This is a genomic window from Streptomyces fulvorobeus (assembly GCF_013167895.1).
GTDB lineage: Bacteria > Actinomycetota > Actinomycetes > Streptomycetales > Streptomycetaceae > Streptomyces > Streptomyces fulvorobeus.
The window spans coordinates 2,711,863-2,736,445 of sequence record NZ_BLWC01000001.1 but is presented as its reverse complement, the minus strand read 5'-3'; the positions used below and the strand labels follow the sequence as shown (position 1 = coordinate 2,736,445).

The 24,583-nt window shown below is 71.3% G+C and carries 19 protein-coding genes and 4 pseudogenes; 16 read left to right on the top strand and 7 right to left on the bottom strand.

The genetic code is table 11. The annotated features are described in order from the left end of the window. Positions 1-20: 20 nt before the first annotated feature. Genes Sfulv_RS12280 through ccsB form a run of 3 tightly spaced genes read left to right on the top strand, consistent with a single transcriptional unit; the run spans position 21 to position 3,530 of the window. Positions 21-725, top strand: a complete 705-nt coding sequence (locus tag Sfulv_RS12280) for a cytochrome c biogenesis CcdA family protein (RefSeq protein ID WP_173317785.1) — start codon at positions 21-23, stop codon at positions 723-725. Positions 726-729: 4 nt separating this feature from the next. Next, entirely contained in the window at positions 730-2,448 is a 1,719-nt protein-coding gene (resB, locus tag Sfulv_RS12275) for a cytochrome c biogenesis protein ResB (RefSeq protein WP_173313725.1), read from the top strand. After that, positions 2,445-3,530, top strand: coding sequence for a c-type cytochrome biogenesis protein CcsB (gene ccsB / locus Sfulv_RS12270; protein ID WP_173313724.1), 1,086 nt, complete (start codon positions 2,445-2,447; stop codon positions 3,528-3,530). Before resB ends, ccsB begins: the two co-directional genes overlap by 4 nt. Before the next feature lie 67 nt (positions 3,531-3,597). On the opposite strand, the gene Sfulv_RS12265 is transcribed toward ccsB, so the two are convergent. Both Sfulv_RS12265 and Sfulv_RS30300 read right to left on the bottom strand, forming a co-directional pair. Continuing rightward, positions 3,598-4,005, bottom strand: a complete 408-nt coding sequence (locus tag Sfulv_RS12265) for a PLD nuclease N-terminal domain-containing protein (protein ID WP_173313723.1) — start codon at positions 4,003-4,005, stop codon at positions 3,598-3,600. Positions 4,006-4,079: 74 nt separating this feature from the next. Further along, a pseudogene (locus Sfulv_RS30300) lies at positions 4,080-4,154 on the bottom strand (methyltransferase); the annotation flags it as partial. 183 nt (positions 4,155-4,337) lie between these two features. Here Sfulv_RS30300 and Sfulv_RS12260 point away from each other — a divergent pair. Further along, positions 4,338-5,795, top strand: a complete 1,458-nt coding sequence (locus Sfulv_RS12260) for a menaquinone biosynthesis decarboxylase (protein ID WP_173313722.1) — start codon at positions 4,338-4,340, stop codon at positions 5,793-5,795. A gap of 35 nt (positions 5,796-5,830) precedes the next feature. Then, the gene (gene mqnP / locus Sfulv_RS12255) at positions 5,831-6,733 is read left to right on the top strand and encodes a menaquinone biosynthesis prenyltransferase MqnP (protein ID WP_173317783.1); all 903 of its coding nucleotides are present in this window, start codon (positions 5,831-5,833) and stop codon (positions 6,731-6,733) included. On the opposite strand, the gene Sfulv_RS12250 is transcribed toward mqnP, so the two are convergent. Further along, positions 6,723-7,319 carry a rhomboid family intramembrane serine protease gene (locus Sfulv_RS12250; protein WP_173313721.1) on the bottom strand — a complete coding sequence of 199 codons (597 nt, stop codon included), beginning with the start codon at positions 7,317-7,319 and terminating at the stop codon, positions 6,723-6,725. The genes mqnP and Sfulv_RS12250 overlap by 11 nt on opposite strands. 122 nt (positions 7,320-7,441) lie before the next feature. Between Sfulv_RS12250 and Sfulv_RS12245 the strand changes: the two are divergent. From Sfulv_RS12245 to Sfulv_RS12215, 7 genes and pseudogenes are all read left to right on the top strand, one after another. After that, positions 7,442-8,121, top strand: a pseudogene (locus Sfulv_RS12245) (UbiX family flavin prenyltransferase). A gap of 101 nt (positions 8,122-8,222) precedes the next feature. Then, complete coding sequence (locus tag Sfulv_RS12240; protein WP_173313720.1) at positions 8,223-8,678, top strand: Lrp/AsnC family transcriptional regulator; 456 nt, start codon at positions 8,223-8,225, stop codon at positions 8,676-8,678. 48 nt (positions 8,679-8,726) lie between these two features. Further along, complete coding sequence (gene mqnE, locus Sfulv_RS12235; protein WP_173317781.1) at positions 8,727-9,890, top strand: aminofutalosine synthase MqnE; 1,164 nt, start codon at positions 8,727-8,729, stop codon at positions 9,888-9,890. Positions 9,891-10,041: 151 nt separating this feature from the next. Further along, entirely contained in the window at positions 10,042-10,644 is a 603-nt protein-coding gene (locus Sfulv_RS12230) for a GNAT family N-acetyltransferase (protein WP_173313719.1), read from the top strand. Between the two features lie 37 nt (positions 10,645-10,681). Further along, entirely contained in the window at positions 10,682-10,975 is a 294-nt protein-coding gene (locus Sfulv_RS12225; RefSeq protein WP_173313718.1) for a DUF4229 domain-containing protein, read from the top strand. A 460-nt stretch (positions 10,976-11,435) separates the two neighbouring features. Next, on the top strand, positions 11,436-12,812 hold the full coding sequence (locus Sfulv_RS12220; RefSeq protein ID WP_173313717.1) for a dicarboxylate/amino acid:cation symporter: 1,377 nt from the start codon (positions 11,436-11,438) through the stop codon (positions 12,810-12,812). A gap of 151 nt (positions 12,813-12,963) precedes the next feature. Next, entirely contained in the window at positions 12,964-13,581 is a 618-nt protein-coding gene (locus Sfulv_RS12215) for a TetR/AcrR family transcriptional regulator (protein WP_173317778.1), read from the top strand. Positions 13,582-13,588: 7 nt separating this feature from the next. Here Sfulv_RS12215 and Sfulv_RS12210 read toward each other — a convergent pair. Both Sfulv_RS12210 and Sfulv_RS12205 read right to left on the bottom strand, forming a co-directional pair. Next, positions 13,589-14,420: pseudogene (locus Sfulv_RS12210) on the bottom strand (MaoC/PaaZ C-terminal domain-containing protein). A 44-nt stretch (positions 14,421-14,464) separates the two neighbouring features. Further along, positions 14,465-14,794: pseudogene (locus Sfulv_RS12205) on the bottom strand (3-oxoacyl-ACP reductase); the annotation flags it as partial. A gap of 210 nt (positions 14,795-15,004) precedes the next feature. On the opposite strand from Sfulv_RS12205, the gene Sfulv_RS12200 reads away from it, so the two are divergent. Together Sfulv_RS12200 and Sfulv_RS12195 are read left to right on the top strand one after the other, a co-directional pair. Further along, positions 15,005-16,918 (top strand): AMP-dependent synthetase/ligase, encoded by a 1,914-nt coding sequence (locus Sfulv_RS12200; protein WP_173317776.1) that lies wholly within the window; start codon positions 15,005-15,007, stop codon positions 16,916-16,918. A 341-nt stretch (positions 16,919-17,259) separates the two neighbouring features. After that, positions 17,260-18,825, top strand: coding sequence for an APC family permease (locus tag Sfulv_RS12195; RefSeq protein ID WP_173313715.1), 1,566 nt, complete (start codon positions 17,260-17,262; stop codon positions 18,823-18,825). Positions 18,826-18,852: 27 nt separating this feature from the next. On the opposite strand, the gene Sfulv_RS12190 is transcribed toward Sfulv_RS12195, so the two are convergent. Further along, positions 18,853-19,584: a siderophore-interacting protein gene (locus tag Sfulv_RS12190; protein ID WP_173313714.1), complete on the bottom strand. Its 732-nt coding sequence runs from the start codon at positions 19,582-19,584 to the stop codon at positions 18,853-18,855. A gap of 113 nt (positions 19,585-19,697) precedes the next feature. Here Sfulv_RS12190 and Sfulv_RS12185 point away from each other — a divergent pair, with 113 nt between their 5' ends. Then, the gene (locus Sfulv_RS12185; protein WP_256668891.1) at positions 19,698-22,481 is read left to right on the top strand and encodes a GNAT family N-acetyltransferase; all 2,784 of its coding nucleotides are present in this window, start codon (positions 19,698-19,700) and stop codon (positions 22,479-22,481) included. 19 nt (positions 22,482-22,500) lie between these two features. Here the strand turns inward: Sfulv_RS12185 and Sfulv_RS12180 are convergent, their stop codons facing one another. Next, the gene (locus Sfulv_RS12180; protein WP_173313712.1) at positions 22,501-23,358 is read right to left on the bottom strand and encodes a DUF4344 domain-containing metallopeptidase; all 858 of its coding nucleotides are present in this window, start codon (positions 23,356-23,358) and stop codon (positions 22,501-22,503) included. Between the two features lie 190 nt (positions 23,359-23,548). On the opposite strand from Sfulv_RS12180, the gene Sfulv_RS12175 reads away from it, so the two are divergent. After that, a complete protein-coding gene (locus Sfulv_RS12175) occupies positions 23,549-24,394 on the top strand; it encodes an LLM class F420-dependent oxidoreductase (RefSeq protein ID WP_173313711.1) in 846 nt (281 codons plus the stop codon). Positions 24,395-24,583 lie beyond the last annotated feature (189 nt).

Here is a 24,583-nt window from a genome sequence, read left to right as displayed (position 1 = left end):
TCTTCAGCGGCGCCCTGCTGATGGCCGTTCCCATCGCCCTGCTCGGCGGCCTCGTCTCGTTCTTCTCGCCCTGCGTCCTGCCGCTGGTCCCCGGTTACCTGAGTTACGTCACCGGGGTCAGCGGCACCGACCTGGCGGAGGCCGGGCGCGGCAGGGTGGTGGCGGGAGCCTCGCTCTTCGTCCTCGGCTTCACCGTCGTCTTCGCCTCCACCGGAGCCCTCTTCGGCTACTTCGGCCAGGAGCTCCAGGTGCACGCCGGGGTGCTCAACAAGATCCTCGGCGCCCTGATGATCCTCATGGGGATCTTCTTCATGGGGCTGCTGCCCGGTGTGACGCAGCGCGAGTTCCGCTTCCACAGGCGGCCGGTCACCGGACTGGCCGGCGCCCCGCTGCTCGGCGCCCTGTTCGGGATCGGCTGGACGCCCTGCATCGGCCCCACGCTCGCCTCCGTCCTGTCGCTCTCGGCCCAGCAGGCCACCGCCGGACGCGGGGCGGTACTGACCGTCGCGTACTGTCTGGGACTCGGTGTCCCGTTCGTCCTGGCGGCGGTCGCCTTCCGCAAGGCGCTCGGCGCGTTCGGCTGGGTCAAGCGCCACTACGCGTGGGTCATGCGCATCGGCGGCGGCATGATGATCGCGACCGGAATCCTCCTGCTGACGGGCGTCTGGGACTCCCTCATGCAGGAGATGCAGATCTGGTCAAACGGCTTCACTGTGGGGATCTGAGTCCATGAGCAACACGAACACCACGGAAGAGCGCGAACTCGGCGCGGCCGGGGAACAGCTCTCCACCGCCCCGCGCGAGGAGTCCGCAGGCACGCTCCCCGCGATGGGTGCCATCGGCTGGGTCCGCTGGTTCTGGCGCCAGCTCACCTCGATGCGGGTCGCGCTGATCCTGCTCTTCCTGCTGTCGCTGGGCGCGATCCCCGGCTCACTGATCCCGCAGAACAGCGTGGACGAGCTGAAGGTGCAGGACTTCCAGCGGGCCCACACCACGCTCACCCCGGTCTACGAGAAGCTCCAGCTGTTCGACGTCTACAGCTCCGTGTGGTTCTCCGCGATCTACATCCTGCTGTTCGTCTCCCTCATCGGCTGCATCGTCCCGCGCACCTACCAGTTCGCCGGCCAGCTGCGCAGCCGCCCGCCGGGCGCCCCCAGGCGGCTCACCAGGCTCCCCGCGTACACGACGTGGCGTACCGGCGCCGGGCCGGAGGAGGTCCGTGAGGCCGCGGCCGGCATCCTGCGCGAGCGGCGCTTCCGTACGCACGCGGTGGGTGACGCGGTCGCCGCGGAGAAGGGCTATCTGCGCGAGGCCGGGAACCTGATGTTCCACATCGCGCTCATCGTGATGCTGGTGGCCTTCGCCGCCGGGCAGCTCCTCAAGTCCGAGGGCGGCAAGCTGATCGTCGAGGGCGACGGCTTCTCCAACACGCTCACGCAGTACGACGACTTCAAGTCCGGTTCGCTCTACGACGACGGCTCGCTCGTCCCGTTCAGCTTCACCCTCGACGACTTCGTCGGTACGTACGAGAAGAACGGCCCCCAGCGCGGCACCCCGCGCACCTTCGAGGCCCGCGTGACGTACGCCGAGGGGGTGGACGGCAAGCCGGAGAAGTCGGTCATCCGGGTCAACGAACCCCTCGTCGTCGACGGCACCAAGATCTATCTGATCGCGCACGGGTACGCCCCCGTCGTCTCCGTCAAGGACGGCAGCGGCAAGGTGGTCTACCGGGCCGCCGTACCGCTGTTGCCCATCGACAACAACATCACCTCGACCGGTGCGATCAAGGTGATGGACGGCTACCGCGACAAGAACGGCGAGAAGACCCAGCTGGGCTTCGAGGCGTTCTTCGTCCCGACGTTCGCGGGGGCGGGCAAGGGCACGATGTTCTCGCAGTTCCCCGGCGCCGAGTTCCCGGTGCTCGCCCTCAACGGCTTCCACGGCAGCCTCGGCGTCGACTCGGGGCTCCCGCAGAACGTCTACCAGCTGGACTCCTCGGAGATGAAGGAGTTCACGGACGGCGACGGGCAGAAGCTCAAGAAGCGGCTGCTTCCCGGCGAGACGATGGAACTGCCGGACGGCGCGGGCTCGATCACCTTCGAGAGCGTCGAGGAATGGGCCAGCTTCCAGGTCTCCGAGCAGCCTGGCACCGGCTGGGCGCTGGGCGGGGCGGTCGCCGCCATCGCCGGGCTCGCCGGATCGCTGTTCATCCAGCGCCGCCGCGTGTGGGTCAGGGCGGTCCGGGGAACGGACGGCGTCACCGTCGTCGAGATGGCCGGCCTCGGCCGCAGCGAGTCCGCGCGGCTCCCCGAGGAACTGGGCGAACTCGCGGGCGAGCTCCACACCGTGGCGCCCACCGCGCCCGATGCCACGAACATCCCGGAGAGCGCTTCCGGGTCCGGTTCCGAAAAACCTTCCGAAGAACCTGCCGAAGGGGCTGAGAAGTGAATCTCGCCGCCGCAACCAACGAGAGCCTGGCGAACACCAGCAACGTGCTGATCTACTCGTCGATGGCCGTCTACACCCTGGCCTTCTTCGCGCACATCGCGGAGTGGGTGTTCGGCAGCCGCAGCAAGGTCGGCCGCACCTCGGCGGCGCTGGCCGCGGGGCCCGCGTCCGCGGCGCCCGCGGTGACGGCGCGGGTCACGGGGAAGGGCGGTGCCACCGCCGTCCTGGACCGCCCGAAGATCGTGACGCGGTCCGCCGCCGGGACCCGGGACGTCCCGGACGGCCCCGGAGCGGCCGGCGGCACCTTCAAGGGCGACCTGTGGGGGCGGATCGCGGTCTCGCTGACCGTGGTGGCGTTCCTCGTCCAGGCCGGCGGGGTCGTGACCCGCGCCATGTCGGTGCGGCGGGCCCCCTGGGGCAACATGTACGAGTTCTCGATCACCTTCTCCACGGTGGCGGTCGGCACCTACCTGCTCCTCCTCGCGCTGCGGAAGAACGTGCGCTGGATGGGCCTGATGCTCGTCACCACGGTCCTGCTGGACCTGGGCATCGCGACCACCACGCTCTACACCGACAGCGACCAGCTGGTCCCCGCGCTGGACTCCGTCTGGCTGTGGATCCACGTGTCCACCGCCATCATCTGCGGTGCCGTGTTCTACCTCGGCGCGGTGGGCACGCTGCTCTACCTGTTCCGCGACAGCTACGAGAACAAGCTCGCCAACGGCGGCTCGCCCGGCGCCTTCGCGCGTTCGGTGCTGGAGCGGCTGCCCGCGGCGGCGAGCCTGGACAGGTTCTCCTACCGCGTCAACGCGGCCGTCTTCCCGCTGTGGACGTTCACCATCATCGCGGGCGCGATCTGGGCGGGCGACGCGTGGGGCCGCTACTGGGGCTGGGACCCCAAGGAGGTCTGGTCCTTCATCACGTGGGTCGCGTACGCCTGCTACCTGCACGCTCGCGCCACGGCGGGCTGGAAGGGCCGCAAGGCCGCGTACCTGGCGCTGATCGCGTTCGGCTGCTGGCTGTTCAACTACTACGGCGTCAACATCTTCGTCACCGGCAAGCACTCGTACGCGGGCGTGTAGCGCGCGTGAGGGCGTGAGGTGAGGCCGGGTCGCGCGACGGCGACCCGGCCTCGCGCACGTCCGGCCCTCAGTCCTTCGGCGGCTTCGGGTCCTCCGAGGCGCCGCCCTCACCGTCGCGGCGCTTCAGCTCCTCCTCGCGGCGGCGCAGGTCGGCCTCCCAGTCCTCCAGGGCGGTCCCGTCCTTCTCGTTCCCGTCCTTGAGCGACTTCAGGAAGTCCGGGTTGTCATCGGGCGCGACCCACCTCTGACGGGGGTCGCGGCGCCACCCCGAAGCCGTACGGCCCGCGCCGGGCGCGGCGCGCACCTTGCCCGCGGCGAGCCACACGATCGGGCCCACGATCCAGAACAGCAGGATGATGAAGACCCAGGCCACCTTCGGAAGGTGCTTGGTCTCCTCCTCCGGGGTGTTCAGGCAGTCGATGAACGCGTAGATCGTCAGTGCCAGCGGCAGAAGGTAGATCAAGGCCCTGATCATGGTGGAAGGGTCCCCCGAGAAGAGGTGAGGGGGCGCGGTGTCCAGCCCCGGTGACGGGGCCAGGGTATCGGGTGTCAGCGACGTCCCACGGCGAGCAGGTGGGAACTGGCGGCGAGCAGATCGGGGTACGGCTCCGCCATGCGGGCCGCGCGCCCTCGGCCTCCGCGACGTGACGCCGCACGGGGTCCACGAGACGCACCCCGGTAACCGTCCCCGACCAGCCGTCGGGCGGGCGTTCCGGGACCGCCGCCCGGTGAGCGACCGCAGTGGTCGTCGGCTGAGGTGGGGTAGCCCTGGCGGGTCGCGGCGGGGAGGATGACAAACTGGCTCCCATGGCTTACGACGATCTTCGCTCCCTGCTCCGGGCTCTGGAGCGCGAGGGCGATCTCAAGCGCATCAAGGCCGAGGTCGACCCGCACCTGGAGGTCGGCGAGATCGTCGACCGGGTGAACAAGGCGGGCGGGCCCGCGCTGCTCTTCGAGAACGTCAAGGGGGCGACCATGCCCCTGGCCATGAACGTCTTCGGGACGGACCGGCGGCTCCTCAAGGCCCTCGGGCTGACCTCGTACGCCGAGATCAGCGAGAAGATCGGCGGGCTGCTCAAGCCGGAGCTGCCGCACGGCTTCGTCGGGGTCCGCGAGGCGTTCGGGAAGCTCGGCTCGATGACGCACGTGCCGCCGAAGAAGGTGAAGTCCGGCCAGGCCCCCGTCCAGGAGGTCGTCCTCATCGGCGACGACGTGGACCTGGAGCAGCTGCCGGCGCTCTTCACCTGGCCCAAGGACGGCGGCTCGTTCTTCAACCTGGGGCTCACGCACACCAGGCACCCCGAGACCGGCATCCGGAACCTGGGGCTCTACCGCCTTCAGCGCCATGACAAGCGCACCATCGGCATGCACTGGCAGATCCACAAGGACAGCCGCAACCACTACCAGGTGGCCGCGAAGCGCGGTGAGCGGCTGCCCGTCGCGATCGCCTTCGGGGCGCCGCCCGCCGTGACGTACGCCTCCACGGCGCCGCTGCCCGGTGACATCGACGAGTACCTCTTCGCCGGATTCATCCAGGGCAAGCGGATCGAGATGGTCGACTGCAAGACCGTGCCGCTCCAGGTCCCGGCCCACGCCGAGGTCGTCATCGAGGGGTGGCTGGAGCCGGGGGAGATGCTGCCGGAGGGTCCGTTCGGTGACCACACCGGCTTCTACACGCCGCAGGAACCGTTCCCCGCACTCACGATCGACTGCGTGACCATGCGGAGGCGTCCGCTGATCCAGTCGATCGTGGTGGGCCGGCCGCCGACCGAGGACGGGCCGCTCGGCCGGGCCACGGAGCGGTTCTTCCTGCCGCTCCTGAAGATCATCGTGCCGGACATCGTGGACTACCACCTGCCGGAGGCGGGCGGCTTCCACAACTGCGCGATCGTCTCGATCGACAAGAAGTACCCGAAGCACGCGCAGAAGGTCATGAGCGCGATCTGGGGCGCGCACATGATGTCGCTCACCAAGCTGATCGTGGTGGTGGACTCCGACTGTGACGTCCACGACCTCCACGAAGTGGCGTGGCGGGCGCTGGGCAACACCGACTACGCACGGGACCTGACCGTCACCGAGGGCCCGGTCGACCACCTCGACCACGCCTCCTACCAGCAGTTCTGGGGTGGCAAGGCGGGCATCGACGCGACGATGAAGTGGCCCGAGGAGGGGTACACGCGGGACGGCGGCTGGCCCGAGATGGTGGAGTCCGACCCGGAGACGGCCGCCAGGGTCGACCGGCGCTGGAAGGAGTACGGCCTGTGAGCGAGGCACGATCCGCGGGCGAGGGGGTACGGCCGGTGAGCGGCCCGGCCGCCGCACCGCCCCGGCCGGGCCGGACCAAGGCGTTCCTCCGGCTGGTGATGATCGAGCACTCGGTCTTCGCGCTGCCGTTCGCCTACATCGCGGCGCTGACCGCGATGTACCAGGTGGACGAGAACATCCACTGGGTCACGCTCCTGCTCGTGACGCTGGCGATGGTCGGGCTGCGGACGTTCGCGATGGCCGCCAACCGGATCATCGACCGGGAGATCGACGCCCGTAACCCCCGGACCGCGAGCCGGGAACTGGTCACCGGCGTGGTGTCGGTGCGGTCGGCGTGGACCGGGGCGCTCGTCGCGCTCGTCGTGTTCCTCGGCGCGGCGGCCCTGCTGAACCCGCTCTGCCTGGTGCTGGCGCCGATCGCCGTGGTGCCGATGGTCGTCTACCCGTACGGCAAGCGGTTCACGGACTTCCCGCACGCCATCCTGGGTCTCGCGCAGGCCATGGGGCCGATCGGCGCCTGGATCGCGGTGACGGGCAGCTGGTCGTGGGACGCGGTGATCCTGGGGCTGGCCGTGGGGATCTGGATCGGCGGGTTCGACCTGATCTTCGCGTGCCAGGACGTACGGGCGGACCGTGCGCACGGGGTGCGCTCGTTCCCCGCGCGCTTCGGGATTCCGGCGGCGCTGTGGGGCGCGCGGGTCTGCCATGTGGTGACGACCGGGATGCTGGTCTGGTTCGGAGTCGCGACCGGGGCCGAGCTGCTGTACTGGGCCGGCATGGTGATCGTCGCCGTGGCCTTCGTGTACGAGCACCGGGTGGTGCGCCCGCACGACCTGTCCCGGCTCAACCGGGCGTTCTTCTCGGTCAACGGGTTCATCGGGATCGCCCTGTTCGCGTGCGCCCTGCTGGACCTGCTGGTGCGTGGCCTCACACCGTGACGGCGCCGGTGCGGGGGCGGCGGAAGACGAAGGCCGCCACCACCCCGCCGACCAGGCCGAAGAGGTGCCCCTGCCAGCTGACTCCGGAGTCGGTCGGCAGGACGCCCCAGAGGATCGATCCGTAGAGCGCGGCGATGACCACGCCGACCACGATGTCGAGCGGGCGCCGGTCCACGAAGCCGCGGACGAGCAGATAGCCGAAGAGGCCGAAGACCACTCCGGACGCGCCGAGGGTGACGGTGTGGGGCGGGGCGGTCAGCCAGACGCCCAGGCCGCCGGTGACGATGACCGTGAGGACGACGCAGGCGAACCTGCGCAGTCCGGCGAGCGCCGCGATGAAGCCGAGCACCAGCAGCGGGACGCTGTTGGACGCCACGTGGTCCCAGCCGCTGTGCAGGAACGCGGACGGCACGACGTCGAGCAGCTCGGCGGGCTCGCGCGGGCTGATTCCGTAGGGGTCGAGTGCGTGCCCCGTCGCCGTGTCGACGCCTTCCAGCAGCCACAGCAGGGCGACCCAGCCCAGCATCAGCGCGCCGGCCGTGACGGCCCGTGCGCGGGCGGTGGCGGAGTTACGGATACCGGTCATGGTTCCCCCTGTCCCGGGCCTGCGCGGTCCTGCCCCTCACCTCCCAGAACGCCCCGGGGCCCTGACTCGGTTCCTGACGCGGGGTGCCGGATAGGCTCACCTGTGTGAAACCCGGGACTTCGATGAGCCAACAGCAGCGGCGGCCTTGGATTGTCGGGGTGTCCGGCGCGTCCGGGACCCCGTTCGCCGCCTCCGTCCTGCGCGGGCTGCTCGCCGCCGGGGAGAGCGTGGACCTCGTGGTCAGCCGCGCCTCGCGGCTGACCCTGCTGGACGAGACCGGCATCGCGTTCCGGGACGCGCACTGGCGTGAGGATCTGCGGGTCTGGCTGGCGCGGGGGGCGGACGGGAAGGCGGGCACCTTCGCGGTGAGTGACGCCGATCTCGACCGCGTACGGCACTGGGGGCCGGGGATCTGGCGGCCGGCCCTTCCTCGGGGTCGTATCCGGCGCGGGGGATGCTCATCGTCCCGGCGTCGACGGCCTGTGTGGCCGGGGTGGCGCTCGGTCTGTCGAAGGACCTGCTCCAGCGGGCCGCGAGCGTCACGCTCAAGGAGCGGCGGAGGCTGGTCGTCGCGGTGCGTGAGACCCCGCTCAGCGGTCAGACGCTGAAGCAGATGGTCGCGCTCGACGAGGCGGGGGCCGTGGTGCTGCCGGCCTCTCCGGCCTTCTACGCGGGGGCGACGCACATCCAGGATCTGGTGGACTTCGTCGCGGGGCGGGTGCTGGACGCGGCGGGGGTGGCGCACCAGCTCTACCGCCGCTGGGAGGGGGAGCTCGGCGGCTCCCGGTCCGGTACACGGTGATGATCGCGCTTTAGGCTTGATTCGTAGGAATTGAAGCCTGCATGCCTTAGATTCTGTACACAAGCTCGCGGTACTGCTGAACGATGGAAGGTTCCAGGCATATGGACGCGGTGGACAGGCAGCTCATCCAGGCCCTCAGAGAGAACGGCAGGGCCTCGTACGCCGAGCTGGGGCGGCTCGTCGGGCTCTCCGGGCCCAGCGTCACCGACCGCATCAACCGGCTGGAGAGCGCCGGGGTCATCACCGGCTACCGCGCCACCGTCGACTCCGCCTCGCTCGGGCTCGGGGTCACGGCGCTCATCGGCATCTCGCTCTCGGACGCCGCCGACCACGAGGACGTGGCGCACCGGCTGAAGGAGCTGGCGGAGATCGAGGACTGCTGGTTCATCGCGGGCGACGACTCGTACATGCTCAAGGTCCGCGTCGGCGACGTGGACGGCCTGGAGAAGACGATCCGCCGGCTGAGCGGTACGAAGGGGGTCTCCCGGACGCGTACGACGATCGTGCTGTCCACGAAGTGGGAGAACCGGGTCGGAGAACTGCCGGAGGAGTCGTAGGCGTACGGTGGTCGAAGGCTGATACACGGAGATATGGGAGGCGCCCTAGTGGACGCGGGACTCAAGCGCGAGCTGGAGGATAAGGTCCGGGCCGGCGAGCGGCTGACCCGCGAGGACGGGATCGCCCTCTACGAGTCCGACGACCTGGCGTGGCTCGGCGGACTGGCCCACGAGGTGCGCACGCGCAAGAACGGCGACGTCGTGCACTTCAACGTCAACCGTCACCTCAACATGACCAACGTGTGCACCGCCTCCTGCGCGTACTGCTCGTTCCAGCGCAAGCCGGGCGAGAAGGACGCGTACACGATGCGGATCGAGGAGGCCGTCCGCCTCGCCAAGGCGATGGAGAACGAGAACCTCACCGAGCTGCACATCGTCAACGGGCTGCACCCCACCCTGCCGTGGCGCTACTACCCGCGCTCACTCAGCGCGCTGAAGGAAGCCCTGCCGAACGTGGGGCTCAAGGCGTTCACGGCGACGGAGATCCACCACTTCGAGACGATCTCCGGGCTCACCGCCTCCGAGATCCTCGACGAGCTGATCGAGGCCGGTCTCGAATCGCTGACCGGCGGCGGCGCGGAGATCTTCGACTGGGAGGTCCGCCAGCACATCGTCGACCACAACACCCACTGGGAGGACTGGTCGCGCATCCACCGCCTCGCGCACGAGAAGGGTCTCAAGACCCCGGCGACGATGCTGTACGGGCACATCGAGGAGCCCCGTCACCGCGTCGACCACGTGCTGCGGCTGCGGGAGATGCAGGACGAGACCGGTGGTTTCCAGGTCTTCATCCCGCTGCGCTACCAGCACGACTTCGTGGACATGAAGGACGGCAAGGTCCGCAACAGGCTCCAGGCGCGGACGACGATGGCGACGGGCGCCGAGGCGCTGAAGACCTTCGCGGTCTCGCGGCTCCTGTTCGACAACGTGCCGCACGTCAAGGTCTTCTGGGTGATGCACGGTGTGCAGACCGCCCAGCTCGCGCTCCAGCACGGCGCCGACGACATGGACGGCTCGGTCGTCGAGTACAAGATCACGCACGACGCGGACAACTACGGCACGCCGAACAAGCTCGGCCGTGAGGATCTGCTGGAGCTGATCCGTGACGCGGGCTTCCGGCCCGTGGAGCGCAACACCCGGTACGAGATCCTGCGGGAGTACCCGGGTCCCGACGCCGGCCGGCGCGAGGAGCCGCAGCCGATGCGGGTCTGACGTCCGCAGCCACTCCGTACGGGAGCGAGCCCCGGCCGCCGGCCGGGGCTCGCTCGCGTCGGCCGCCTCGTGCGCCGGTCTCCCGCCGAGCGGCCTTCTCGCGTTTCGGACGCTGATTGAGGGGCGCGGGTGTAATGGTTACGATCCGGATATGGCGCTTACGTTTGAGCTGGACCCCGCCTTCGGCCGACCCCTGCACGACGGCATCACCGCCCTGTGGGCCGACGTCACCGACGCGGGCGGCGCCGTGGGGTTCGTACCGCCGGCGAAGCCCGAGGAGATCCGGTCCGAACTGCTCAAGCACCTCGCCGCGATCACGGAGGGCCGCACCCGGCTCCTCGTCGGCCGCGACGAGGGCGGCCGGGTGGCGGCCACCGCCTTCCTCGCCCGCCCCGCCCACCGGCTGATGACCCACTGGGTGCTCCTGCACACGGTGATGGTCCATCCCCGCCTCCAGGGCCGGGGCCTGGGCCGGGAGCTGATGGCGGCGGCGGCCGAGGCGGCCCGCGGGATGGAGGGCGTCGAGGCCATCCGCCTGGGGTGCCGGGGCGGTACCGGGGCCGACCGCTTCTACGCCTCCTGCGGCTACCGGGAGGTGGGGCGGGTGCCGGGCGCGATCCGGGTCGCCCCGGGCGACGACCGCGACGACATCACCATGCTGCTCCCGCTCCTTCCCCCGCCGCGCGGCGGGGCCGGGAACCCCCTGAACCACGTGAATTCGGGTCATGCTTCACTGGACGGGATGGTTCTGTGACGTGTCGTACCAGTCGTACGTAGAGAGAGGGTCAGCCGTGTCCGCTGCCAAGCCGAGCGCAACGATCCGGTACACCGCGCTGCGTCTGCTGATCTTCGTCGGCTGTTTCCTCGCCGCGGGGGTGGCCGTGCACTTCGGGATCATGCCCGCGGGGGTCAAGGGTTCGAACTTCGTCTGGGTGCTCCTCCTGGGCCTGCTGCTCTCGGCGCCGCTCAGTTACGTACTCCTGCGCAAGCAGCGTGACGAGATGTCCGCCCAGCTCGTCTCCAAGGTCGACCGGACCAAGGCCCGCCTGGAGGCGAACCGGACCCGTGAGGACGCCGTGCAGTAGGTCCGCCGCCTCCGGCGCCCTCCGCGGCTCCGGACGGTAAGCGGAACGTAAGCTTCCTCACACTCGCGCCCCCGGGCGCACACGATCACCCGGAACCCCGGCGCCGGAGCCACCGCTCCAGCGCCGGGGTTCCGCCGTTCCCCGGTGGCGGGGACGGGAGTGCCGGGGCGCGGGGCCGGGCCCTCCTGCCAAAGAAGAGCTTTGAGGTTCTCAAAGTACAAGTGTTAACGTGTTCAGCATGAAGACAGCAGTGCGCCCCCGTCATGCCGCGAGCACTCCGCTCGTGGCGCGCCTGCACGTCGATCTCTGCCGCTGTATGTCCGCGGTCTGTTGCCGCAACGTCTGAACCGGCATCATGCAGCGGCGCCGCCCCTGTCGCGGGCGCCGCACCCCGTCCCCGTTCGACCGCACGACCGTACGTCTGTCCTCGTACGCCCTGCGTCCCCACAGGAGTGTGTCCGTGTCCGCGAACCCCGCGACCACCACCGAGACCGGTAAGCCCTCCGGCTCCGGTACCGGTTTCCGTATACCCACGGTCCCGTTCTGGGCCCAGATCGTCACCGGCCTCGTCCTCGGTGTCCTCCTCGGCTGGCTCGCCCGCAGCCAGGACATCGACTGGCTGTACACCACGCTCGACCAGATCGGCCACATCTTCGTCCAGCTGCTGAAGCTGGCCGTCGCGCCGCTCGTCTTCTTCGCGATCCTGGTGTCGATCACCAACCTGCGCAAGGTCAACAACGCCGCCAGGCTGGCCACCCGCACCCTGCTCTGGTTCATGATCACCTCGCTCATCGCGGTGGCCATCGGCCTCGCGATCGGCCTGGTCACCAACCCGGGCGCGGGCACCGGCCTCACCCCGAAGGACGGCGCCAAGCCGGAGAGCTCCGGCTCCTGGCTCGACTTCCTGACCGGCATCATCCCCACGGACGTCATCACGCCGTTCACCGAGCTGAACGTCCTCCAGATCGTCTTCATGGCGGCCGTCGCCGGTATCGCCGCACTCCAGCTCGGTGAGAAGGCCAAGCCGATCCTCGCCCTCAGCGAGTCGATCCTGGCGCTCCTCCAGAAGGCCCTGTGGTGGGTCATCCGCCTCGCCCCGCTCGGCACCGTGGGCCTCATCGGCTACGCGATCGCCGACTACGGCTGGGACCTGATCGGCAAGTACGCGACCTTCACCGCCGACGTCTACATCGGCTGCGCCCTGGTGATGTTCGGCGTCTACCCGCTGCTGCTCGCGACGGTGGCCAAGGTCAGCCCGCTCCAGTTCTTCAAGGGCGCCTGGCCCGCGATCCAGCTGGCCTTCGTCTCCCGCTCCTCGGTCGGCACGATGCCCGTCACCCAGAAGGTCACCGAGCGTCTCGGTGTCCCGAAGGAGTACGCGTCCTTCGCGGTGCCGTTCGGCGCCACCACGAAGATGGACGGCTGCGCCGCGATCTACCCGGCGCTGGCGGCGATCTTCATCGCGCAGATCTTCGACGTGCAGCTGGGCATCGGTGACTACCTGCTGATCGCGTTCGTCTCGGTCATCGGTTCGGCGGCGACGGCCGGCCTCACCGGTGCGACGGTCATGCTGACGCTGACCCTCTCGACGCTGGGCCTCCCGCTGGAGGGCGTCGGCCTGCTGCTGGCGATCGACCCGATCCTGGACATGATGCGCACCGCCACGAACGTGGCGGGCCAGGCGCTGGTCCCGGTCATCGTCGCCTCCCGCGAGAAGATCCTCGACCTCGACGCGTACAACTCGGCCTCGGCCTCCCCGGTCGACGGGTACCCCGACGCCGACGCCGAGGCGCCCGCCGACGCGGACCGCAAGGACGCCGTACCGGTCCCCGCCTAGGCGGCGCACCGCCCGCTCCCCGCCGAGTGCCCCGGATCAGCCGATCCGGGGCACTCGCGCGTCCGGCGCCGGGCATCTGGATACCCTTGCCGATGAGTGGCACAGCCGGGGGCGGGAGGATCAGGTCGTGGGTGTGGTGAAGAGCAAACGGATGCCGCGCGCCGTGCGCGAGCGGCAGATGATGGATGCCGCGGTGCGGACGTTCGGGCAGCTCGGTTACCGGGCCGCCTCGATGGACGAGATCGCCGAGCTGGCCGGGGTGTCCAAGCCGCTGGTCTACCTGTACCTGAACTCCAAGGAGGAACTCTTCACCGCCTGTATCCGCCGCGAGGCGAAGGCGCTGGCGGAGGCGGTGCGGGCCGGGGCCCAGCCGGGGCTGCCCGCCGACCGCCAGCTGTGGGCCGGGCTGAACGCGTTCTTCACGCACACCGCGGAGAACCCGGACGGCTGGGCGGTGCTGCACCGCCAGGCGCGGACGCACGGGGAGCCGTTCGCCTCCGAGGTCGCGGCCATGCGGGACGAGATCGTCGCGTTCGTGACGGGTCTGATCGGGGCCGCCGCGCGCGAGGCGCACCGCGATCGCGCGCTCCCGGACCGGGATGTCGCCGGTCTCGCGCAGGCGCTCGTGGGGGCCGCCGAGGCCCTGGCCGGGTGGGCGAACGACACCCCAGGCGTCTCGGCGAAGGAGGCCGCGGCCACCCTGATGAACTTCTCCTGGGCCGGCCTGGAGAACCTGATGAACGGCCGTCCCTGGCAGGCCCAGGCGTAAGCGCTCCTCACGCGTCCAGGGCTGTCGTCCCGGTGAGACGGACCCGTCCGTCGGCACGCAGCTGGAAGGCGGAGCCCGCCCCGTCCGCCGCGTATGTCACCGTGGACGGCAGCAGGACCGGGGCCCTGAAGTCGGCCCGCACATGCCGGACGCGGCCGGGTTCGTCCGTCTCGGCGAGGCAGCGGGCCACGGTCCACATGCCGTGCGAGACGGCCCGGGGAAGCCGAGGAGGCGGGCGGTGAGCGGGTGGAGGTGGATCGGGTTGCGGTCGCCTGAGACGGCGCCGTAACGCCGCCCGAGATCGGCCGGCAGGTGCCACTCGGCGAGGGCGGGCAGTTCGGCGGGCGCGGGCGTCCGCGCGGGCGTGGTCTGCGCGTGGGGCGCCGTCGGTGCGTGGCGGGAGAGGTAGCCGCTCCGGGACTCCCAGACCAGCTCGCCCGCGAGCCGGGCCTCCGTCACCATCGTGACCTCGGTGCCCCGCCGATGAGCGGTCAGCTCCTCGGCGTACACCGTCAGTTCCAGCGCCTCCCGTGGCTGCGGGCCCGGTGGCGGGTGATCTCGATCCAGGTGTGGACGAGCCCGACGACCGGCAGCGGGAAGTCCCACCGCGTCATCAGCCGCATGGCCGGGGCGAAACCCAGGACGTGGGGGTAGGTGAGCGGCAGCGCGCCCGACTCGGAGAAGCCGCAGATCCTGCTGTACGCGGCGAGGTGTCCGGGCACGACGGGCGCGGGCGGGAGGGTGATCCGGCTGGTGGGCAGCGCGGCGCCCGGCCGGCCGGGGCGCTTGAACGGGGACGTGACGGCTCCGCGTACCAGGGAGGCGACCGGGCTCGGCATCCGCCTCACGCTCCCAGCAGGCTCTGGCCGCAGACCCCAAGGCCCCGGCCGCCGGGGGCGAGGGAGCGTACGACGGGGTGGAGCGCCGCGTGCACCTCGCCGAGTCCGGCGGCGGTGGTGACGGCCGTCGCGTCCACGACGATGCCGACGGGGCGCCCGGCCCGGTCGGTGACCGCGGTGCCGGTGGCGCGCAGGAGCGCGCCCAGTCCCTCCGCGTGCGCGGAGGGACCCGCGGCTAGGTACGGCAACGGGCCTGCGGGAGCAGGGGTTTCCAGGGACCCCCGCCGCAGGGGCGCCGGCTGCGGCAGGCCGAGGGCGCGGGTCAGGAACCGGCCGGGTGCGGCGCCGGCGACGTGCAGACAGTGGTCGGCCATTGTCCGGACTCCTGCTCGGTCGTAGATTTACTTCTGAGTAAGGTTACTCAGGAGTCAGTTGTAGGTCGAGATGAGCTGCCCGGGTCCGGTCGGGACGAGCCGGCCGCCGTGGTCCCGCCGGCACTTCCGTGACCGCGCCGGGTGGCGGTCACCGGCGGCAGCCGCATCCCGACCGCCCCGCCCCGCCCCGATGAGGAGCCGCACGTGCCGATGCCAGTCTCCGCACCCGCCGACGCCACCCCTCCCCGCCCCGTCCTCGTCGAACCGACGAAGGTCAGGGCGGCCGACGGCACGGTACGGGAGGTCTCCGTACCCGCGCTCGCCCCGCACGTCCCGCACGGCTCACTCGCCGACATCCCCTTCGACAACGCCCGCGAGGCCCCGGGCGACGCGGTGCTCAGCCGCAGGCAGCCGGACGGCAGCTGGCAGGACGTGACGGCCGCCGCGTTCGCCGCCGAGGTGACCGCCGTCGCCAAGGGGCTGATCGCCGAGGGCCTGCCGGCCGGCGGCCGGGTCGCGATCATGGCCCGTACGACGTACGAGTGGACGCTGCTCGACTTCGCGTGCTGGGCGGCAGGGCTCGTCACCGTGCCTGTCTACCCGACCTCCTCCGCGTTCCAGGTGCGGTGGATACTCCAGGACGCCGGGGTTGTCGCCTGCGCGGTCGAGACCGCCGAACAGGCCCGCATGGTCAGCCGGGAACGCGAGCAGCTCGGCGATCTCCTACACCTCTGGCAGTTCGACTCCGGGGCCGTCGGCCGGCTCAGGACCCTCGGCGAGGACGTTTCCGACGAAGCCGTCACCGCCCGCAGGGCCGCGCTCGGTCCGGACACCCCCGCCACCCTCGTCTACACCTCCGGGACCACGGGCCGCCCCAAGGGCTGCGTCCTCACGCACGGCAACTTCTTCGCCGAGGTCGACAACGCCATCGAGCTGCTCCACCCGGTCTTCAGATCCGTCTCCAGGGACCCGGCCTCCACGCTCCTCTTCCTGCCCCTCTCGCACGTCTTCGGCCGGATGGTCGCCATCGGCTGCCTGCGGGCGAGGGTGCGGCTCGGGCACGCCCCCTCCATCAGGACCGAGGACCTGCTCGCCGACCTCGCGGGCTTCAAACCGTCCTTCCTGTTGGCCATCCCGTACGTGCTGGAGAAGGTGTACAACACCGGCCGGGCCACGGCCGAGAGGATGGGCCGGGTCTCGTCGTTCGACCGGGCCGCCCGCGTCGCCCGGCGCTACGGCGAGGCGGTCGAGGCCGCCGAACACGGTACGGGCCCGGGTCCGGGGCCTGGCCTGCGCCTGGCCCGCGCCCTCTACGACCCGCTGGTCTACCGGCGTATCCGGGCGGCGCTCGGCGGGCACGTGCGGTACGCCATCTGCGGCGGCTCCCCGCTCGGCCACCGGCTCGCCGCGTTCTACGCGGGCGCGGGCATCGAGGTCTTCGAGGGGTACGGCCTGACGGAGACCACCGCGGCCCACACGGTGACCCCGCCCCTCAGGCCCCGCCTGGGCACGGTCGGCTGGCCGCTGCCCGGGACGGCCGTGCGGATCGCGGACGACGGGGAGGTCATGCTCCGCGGCGGCCAGGTGTTCCAGGGCTACTGGGACCCGGCGAGCGGGGCGGCGGTGCCGTGTCTGGACGACGGCTGGTTCGCCACGGGTGACCTGGGCGCGCTCGACGAGGACGGCTACCTCACGATCACCGGGCGCAAGAAGGACATCATCATCACGAGCGGCGGCAAGAACGTCACCCCGGCCCCGCTGGAGGACTGGCTGCGGGCCCACCCGCTGGTCAGCCAGTGCATGGTGGTCGGCGACAACCGCTCCTTCATCACCGCGCTGATCACCCTGGAACCCGACGGCCTCGCGCACTGGCGCCGGATGCACGGGAAGCGGGACGTACCGCTGGGGGACCTGGTGAACGACGAGGACCTGCGTGCGGCGCTGCGACGCGCGGTGGACGAGGCGAACCGGCTGGTGTCGCGCGCCGAGTCGATCCGCGAGTTCACCGTCCTGGCCACGGACTTCACGGAGGAGAGCGGCCATCTGACGCCGTCCCTGAAGCTGAAACGGACGGTGATCGAGGAGGACTTCAGGGCGGAGATCGAGGAGCTGTACCGCACGTAGCCGAGATGCCGGCGGGGTCTGCCGGGACGGACGGTGTTCCGGTACTCCTGAGCCCGGGCGACCCGGAGTGACGCCCGGCTCCTCGGACCGTTCCGGCAGCAGCAGCGGTCGCTGTTCGGGATGCGGACAGGGACGGGAAACTTTTGATTCGGGGCAAAAGGGACAGTGCTGCGGTTCTCGCACGGGAGTCGCGGGGCCCGTTGGTCAATCATCGCCAGGCCGCAGTACGTGCCCGCCTTGATTTCATCAGGCCGTAAGGAGATATTCACCTTCAATCCAAGGGTGAGACGGTGGAGTCTCAACCTCCGGATGTGGATATCGCAGCGCCTAACGTCCTCCTCATGACTCAGCTGGACGCGCGGCCACAGGCCGGAGACACGGTACGGGGAACGACCCCTGCCGACGGCGGTGTACGCGGCAAGGGCCTCGGGGGCAACTCCGTGGGTCTGATGGGCAGCGCCGTCATCGGCGTCTCCACCGTCGCCCCCGTGTACTGCCTGACCTCCACACTCGGCTCCACCGCCGGAGAGGTGGGCGTGCAGATGCCCGCCGTCTTCCTCGCGGGCTTCCTGCCGATGCTGCTGGTCGCCTTCGCCTACCGCGAGCTCAACCGGGCCATGCCCGACTGCGGCACCTCCTTCACCTGGACGGTCAAGGCGTTCGGCCCCCGCGTCGGCTGGATGTGCGGCTGGGGCCTGGTCATCGCGACGATCATCGTCCTGTCGAACCTGGCGGGCGTCGCCACCTCGTACTTCTGGCTCCTGGCGGGCGAGATCACCGGCAGCGGTTCGGTCGCCGCCCTGGACGACAGCAAGCCGGTCCACATCCTCACCTGCCTGGTCCTGATCGCCGTCGCCACCGCGATCAGCTACCGCGGGATGACGGCGACGAAGGGCATCCAGTACGCCCTGGTCGGCCTCCAGCTCGTGGTCCTCGCCGTCTTCGTCGTCATGGCCTTCCAGAAGGCCGGCAGCGGTGCGTTCGAGACGGGCATGGACTTCTCCTGGTCCTGGATGAACCCGTTCGCCGTCCAGTCCTTCGCCGCCTTCACCGCCGGCCTCTCGCTCTCGATCTTCATGTACTGGGGCTGGGACGCCTGCATGACGACGAACGAGGAGACGGTCGGCAGCGCGAAGACCCCTGGCAGGGCCGCCCTGATCGCGATGGTCGTCCTGGTCGGTTCCTACCTGGCCACCGGCATCGCCGCCCAGATGATGGTCGGCTCCGGCGAGGCGGGCCTCGGCCTCGCCAACCCGGAGACCTCCGACAACGTCTTCGCCGCGCTCGCGGGCCCGGTCATGGGGCCCGGCCTCGGCATCCTGCTCTTCGTCGCGGTCCTCGCGTCGGCCGCGGCGAGCCTCCAGACCACGTTCATCCCGGTGGCCCGCACGGTGCTGGCGATGGCCTCGTACGAGGCGCTGCCCGGCTCGTACGCCACGGTCCACCCGCGCTTCAAGACCCCGGGCCGCGCGACGGTCACGGCGGGCGTGGCGACCGGCACGTTCTACACCGTCATGACGCTGGTCAGCGAGAACGTCCTCGTCGACACGATCTACGCGCTCGGCCTCATGATCTGCTTCTACTACTCGATCACGGCGTTCGCCTGCGCCTGGTACTTCCGCCGCGAGCTGTTCCGCTCCGCCCGCGACCTCGTCTACAAGGGCCTGTGCCCGGTCCTCGGCGGCATCCTGCTGACCGCGGTCTTCGGCAAGACCCTGTACGACATGTGGGACCCGGCGTACGGCTCGGGCTCCTCCGTCCTCGGCGTCGGATCGGTCTTCGTCATCGCCGTCGGACTGCTGCTGCTCGGCGGCGTCCTGATGGTCGTGATGCAGCGCCGCAGCCCCGCGTTCTTCCGAGGCGAGGTGCTGACCCGGCAGACCCCGGCGCTGGTGGTCGCGGACTGAGGGACGCTGCGGCCGCGGCGGTACGGCTCAGGTCGCGCGCCAGTACCCCAGGGCGTTCACACGGTCCTTCGGGACGGTCAGGTCCTTGCGGGCGTACGCGCTCAGGGTCCTGGTCGTCGCCGTGTCGCAGGCGATCCAGACGTACGCGTCGGACGCGTCCTCGCCCAGCAGCTCCGGCAGGGCCTTCTTCACCTCGGCCACCAGGTGCGCGCCCGCCTCGCGGCGCGGGACCCTGTGCAGGGTGTGGTGCGCCGGGTCCAGGCGGAACGGGAGCTTCTCGTCGGAGGCGTGCGTCGTCTCGAACCAGATGGTCGCGGGCGTCCGTGGGACCGCGTCCAGCAGCGAGTTGACCGCCGGGAGCGAGGCGGCGTCGCCGACGACGAAGAGCCGGGCGGGGCGGGGCTCGGGCAGGGTGAAGACGGAGCCCTGGAGGGTCGCGTCGATGGTGTCGCCCGGCCGGGCGGAACGGGCCCAGCGGCTCGCGGCACCGTCGTGGAGCGCGAACTCCAGGCTGAACGTCCCGGCGACCGGGTCGGGATCGACCAGGGTGTAGGCGCGCTGGTGCGGCTTTCCGGCCTGCTCGAACCAGATGCGTACCCACATGGTGGGGTGTGCGCCGCCGCTCGCGGAGAGCAGTCCGCCGTCCTTCACATGCACCCGGTGAAAGTCCTCGGTGACCTGCTCGGACCCCGTGACGGTGAACGTGAAATCGCGCCCCCGCATCAGCTTGAGGACGACGCCCTCCCAGCCATGACCCACGACTGCGTCCCTTCCCTGTCCCCACCCGGAAAACCCTTTAGGTTAGGCTAACCTAAATTAAGATGCCCGGGGAGTGGCTGAAAAGCGCCGGAACGCGGTGCTCGGGAGGTGGGATGGGGACTGTGGACGGATCAACGGCCGCCGAGACCGGCTTCGAGGTCTTCAGGGACGACTGGGGGATACCCCACCTGCGTGCGGACAGCGCGCTCGCGCTGGCCCGCGCACAGGGTCACAACGCGGCGACCGACCGCGCCTGGCAGGTCGAGACCGAACGCCACCGGCTCCAGGGCACGACCGCCGCGTTCCTCGGCGAGGAGGCGCTCGCCTGGGACCGGTTCGCCCGGCAGGCCAGGCTGGAGGACACCGCCCGCCGCTGCTTCGACCGGCTGTCCCGCCTCGACCCGGAGACCGCCGACTGGGTGCGCGCCTACGTGGACGGGATCAACGCCGGGCTGGACGAAGGCGCCGCACGGGCACCGGAGTTCGCAGCCGCCGGGGTAGCCCCCGGCCGGTGGCGGCCGTGGACCCCGCTCGGCGTCTGGCTCGCCACCCACATCCTGTTCGCCGGCTTCCCCACGAAACTCTGGCGCGAAGAGGTCGCCCGCCGACTCGGAGAGGACAGGATCACCCTCTTCGCCCTGGACGGGCCCGGCACCTCCGGCAGCAACGGCTGGCTGCTCGACGGAACCCGCACCGTCACCGGCGCCCCCGTCGTCGCGGGCGACCCGCACCGCTTCATCGAGGACCCCGGGGTCTACCAGCAGATCCGCCTCGCCTGCCCCGAGTTCGACGTGCTGGGCCTCGCGGTCCCCGGCGTCCCGGGGATCGCGCACTTCGGCCACACGGGCGGCGTCGCCTGGGCCATCACCAACGCCATGGCCGACTACCAGGACCTCTACCGGGAGCGGCTGCGGCGTACGCGGGACGGCGGCGTCGAGGCGCTCGGCCCGGACGGCTGGGAGACGGCCACGGCACACACCGAGACGATCACCGTCTCGGGCGGCGCACCGGTGACCGTCGAGATCGTCGAGACCGCACGCGGCCCGGTGATCATCGGCGGACCGGAAGCGGGAGAGGAGACGGGGGCGGCAGCGGAGGCCCCGGACGGCGGGGCCGGCGCGTTCTGCGTCAGTCTCCGCTACCCGCCCCGCGTCACCGGGGAGCTCGGCTTCGAGGCGCTGCCCGCGCTCCTCCGGGCCCGGACCGTCGCCGACCTCGACACCGCGCTCGACGGCTGGGCCGAACCCGTCAACGTCGTACTCGCCGCCGACACGACCGGCGCGACCCTGCACCGCGTCGCCGGACACGTACCGCTGCGAGCACGCGCCAACCAGCTCCGGGTCGTCCCCGCCGACGACCCCGCGTACGCCTGGCGCGGGCGGCACTCGCCCATGCCGCGCACCGGCTCAGGGGCCGATGCCACCGGCACGGCGGTCATGGCCAACGAACGCGGGATCGCCGCGCCGTTCGGCGTCGAGTTCGCGCCCGCGCACCGGGCCGACCGCATACGCGAACTGCTCGGCGGACAGGCGCGCTGGGCCCCCGCGGACATGGCCGCCATCCACACCGACACCCGTCTGGACTCCGCACGCCCCCTGCTGGGCCTGCTGGCCGAAACGGACGGGCTCGGGCCCCGGGCGACGGAGCTGCGCGGCGGACTGCTCCGCTGGGACCGGCACATGGACGCCGACAGCACGGACGCCACCCTGTACTCGGCGCTGCGCGCGGAGGTCGTGCACCGACTGGCGGCCCACCCCGCGCTCGCCCCCGTCACGGGCGCCGCCGACCCCGTCCGCAGCACCGCCCACCCGGAGCTGTTCCGCCCCTGGCTCGCAGCGGTGCCGAGGGTCGGGTACGCCCTGGAGACGCTGCTCGGACCCGCGCTCCTCCCGTACGAGGACCGGCTGGCCGCGGTGGCCGGAGCCGTCGAGGCGGTCGCGGCCCGGTACGGCGACGGGAACCCGCCCCCGCCCTGGGGCGAGGTGCACCGCCTGGCGCCCTGGCAGGCGTGGCCGGGCACCGACCCCGACCCGGCGGCGAGCCGGCCGGGACTGGCGGGCGACCACGACTGCGTCCTGTCCACCTCCAGCGTCCCCGGCGTCACCGACCACAGCGCGCGCGGCCCGGCCGCCCGCTACGTATGGGACCTGGCGCGTCGCGAGGACAGCCTGTGGGTGATCCCGTTCGGGGCGTCCGGGATACCCGGCGACGCCCACCACCGCGACCAGCTCCCGCTGTGGACGCGGGGCGAGCTCGCCCCCGTCGTCACCGACTGGAACCTGCTGCACCGCGACCGACCCGAGGAGAGAGCCGAAGTGACCGCAGCCGCCCGCGCCGCCGTCCCCGCCCAGCGCGAGACCGTTTACGAGCAGGAGGTCGAGGGTCTGGGAACCGTGCGGCTCGTCGCCATCGACCCGGCCGCCGACCTCGACCTCATCCACAGCTGGGTCTCCGAGGAGCGCGCCCGGTTCTGGGGCATGAGCGATTCGACCCGCGAAGAGGTCCTGGAGGCGTACACCTTCCTTGACTCGCTGACGACCCACCACGGCTACCTGGCGCTCCGCGGCGGCGTCCCGGTCGCGATCTTCCAGACGTACGACCCGGCGGAGGACCCGCTCGGCGAGTGCTACGAGGTGCGGCCCGGCGACTTCGGCGTCCACCTCTTCGTAGGCCCGGGCGACAGCACCGAGCCCGGCTACACCGGCCGGCTGCTCTCCGTGCTCGTCAGCCACGCCTTCAGCGACCCGGCGCACCGGCGGATCGTCGTCGAACCCGACGCGCGCAACGAGCGGGCCGTCGCGCGGCTGGTCCGGGCGGGCTTCGAGCTCGGCCCGGAGATCGAGAAGCCGGAGAAGCGGGCGCGGCTGGCGTTCCTGGCGAGGCCGGCCGCCGTGTAGGGCCCGTCCGGCCCCGCGGTCACTTCAGGTACGGCTCCAGGGCTTTGTTCCAGGTGGCCGCCACCTTCGTGTAAGCCTTCCGGCAGCCCTCGGCGCGCTTCTCGGGGAGGACGGCAGGGGAGACGAGGTCCTGGTAGCCGGCGGGGTCGGAGCCGTACACCCAGCAGGCCCACGCGTGGAACCGCGCGCCGTCCACGGCGTGGTCGTCGGCGAAGGCCGTCCGGGTGCCGCTGCGCGCGTCCTCGCGGGCCGGCACCCCCCAGGCGTCCACGATGCCGGTGACGAACTCCTTGTCGTCGTCGCCCGTGGTGAGGAGCACGGCGGTGAGCTGGTCCACGGCCTCCTCCTCGTCCTCCCCGGCCGGCAGGCCGTTCATCGCGATCAGCCCGTGGCCCAGCTCGTGCACGACGACGCCCTGGGTCAGACCGACGAGACCGGCGGGGGAGTCGTCGAAGGCCGGTTCCACCTGCTCCAGCAGCTCGTAGCAGAACGTGATCGCCCTTGCCGTCGGGTCCCAGTACGCGTCGGTCGTGCCGCAGCTCTTCGCGTCGACGGGCACGTCGTAGGGGAGCGCGACCCGGCTGTTCACGTAGGCGGCGACGGCCTCCAGGGCCTCGTTCCTGCGCAGGAACGCCTCCGACTCCCGGTCGGCCGCCGTCAGGCCCTCGGTGTAGGAGACGACCAGCTCCCCCTCGCCCGCCGGGGACGGGGCCTTCGCACGGGCCGCCGCGATGGCCCCGGAAGGCTCGGTGCCGCCGCCCCGCGTCCCGCCGGACGAGCAGCCCGCCGATGCCAGGCCCACGACTGCGGCCAGCACCGCCGCCCCGGCCGCCCGCCGCACCGCCGCCCCGCTCCAGGTCCGTGTCCGGGTTCGCATCGAAACTCAGCCCCTCACGATCGGCGTCCGGTCCCTCCACGACGGTCCGGGACACCACCGGGCAGGGCCACCCTTCGCGGGCCGTCCGGGTGAACGGGGCCGCCCTCGCACGCAGGTGCGCGGGGCTCGGATTCCCGGGCCTGACGGCATACGTTTGAGCCCCACAGGCCGACGACGGAGGTGCCCTCGTATGCGGCTCGCCACCACCATCTTCCTCACCGACGAGACGATCACGCCGGTCGCGCTCGCGCGTGAGCTGGAGCAGCGGGGTTTCGCCGGGCTCTACCTCCCCGAGCACACCCACATCCCGGTGAGCCGGGACACGCCGTATCCGGCGGGCGGCGAGCTGCCTCGCGAGTACGGCCGGACCCTGGACCCCTTCGTCGCGCTCGGCCAGGCGGCGGCCGTGACGGAACGCCTCGCGCTCGGCACCGGGATCACGCTGATCGCCCAGCACGACCCGATCGGCCTGGCCAAGCAGGTCGCGACGCTCGACCATCTCTCCGGCGGCCGGTTCACCCTCGGCGTCGGTTACGGCTGGAACGTCGAGGAGGCCGCCGGCCACGGGGTCGACTGGCCGACGCGACGGGCCCTGGGCCGTGACCGGCTGGCCCTGATGCGCGCGCTCTGGGCGGACGAGCCGACCGCGTACGAGGGGGAGTACGGCTCGGTACGGGCGAGCACGGCGTATCCGAAGCCGGTCCAGGAGCCACGCGGCCCGGTCACCGGACCCCGCACCCTGATCGGCGGGGCCGCGGGCCCGCAGCTGTTCGAGCGGATCGCGGAGTCGGCGGACGGCTGGCTGCCGATCGGCGGGCGCGGCCTCTCGCACTCCGTACCGGAGCTGCGCAGGGTCTGGGAGGCGGCGGGCCGTGATCCGCACCACCTCCAGGTGGTGCCGTACGCGGTCGTCCCCAGCCCGGGGAAGCTGGCGCACTTCGCCGGTCTGGGCATCGAGGAGGTCGTCCTCCAGCTCCCCCCTGAGCCCGCGCCCGGGGTGCTGCGGGTGCTGGACGCCTATGCCGCACACCTGTAGCGGGCCGGACGGGGGGAGTGACAGGGACCTGGCCAACCTGTGACCTTGTGGGTGCGGTCATAGCAGGACAAACGCTGGTATCCCGGGATCGGTGGAACCCCTCCCGCTGCAACCGCGTGAGCCGTAGTGGCATCCTTCAACCCGGGAGTCGAAACGCGGACCGCGCTCACCGAGGAGAGCGGCCGCCCG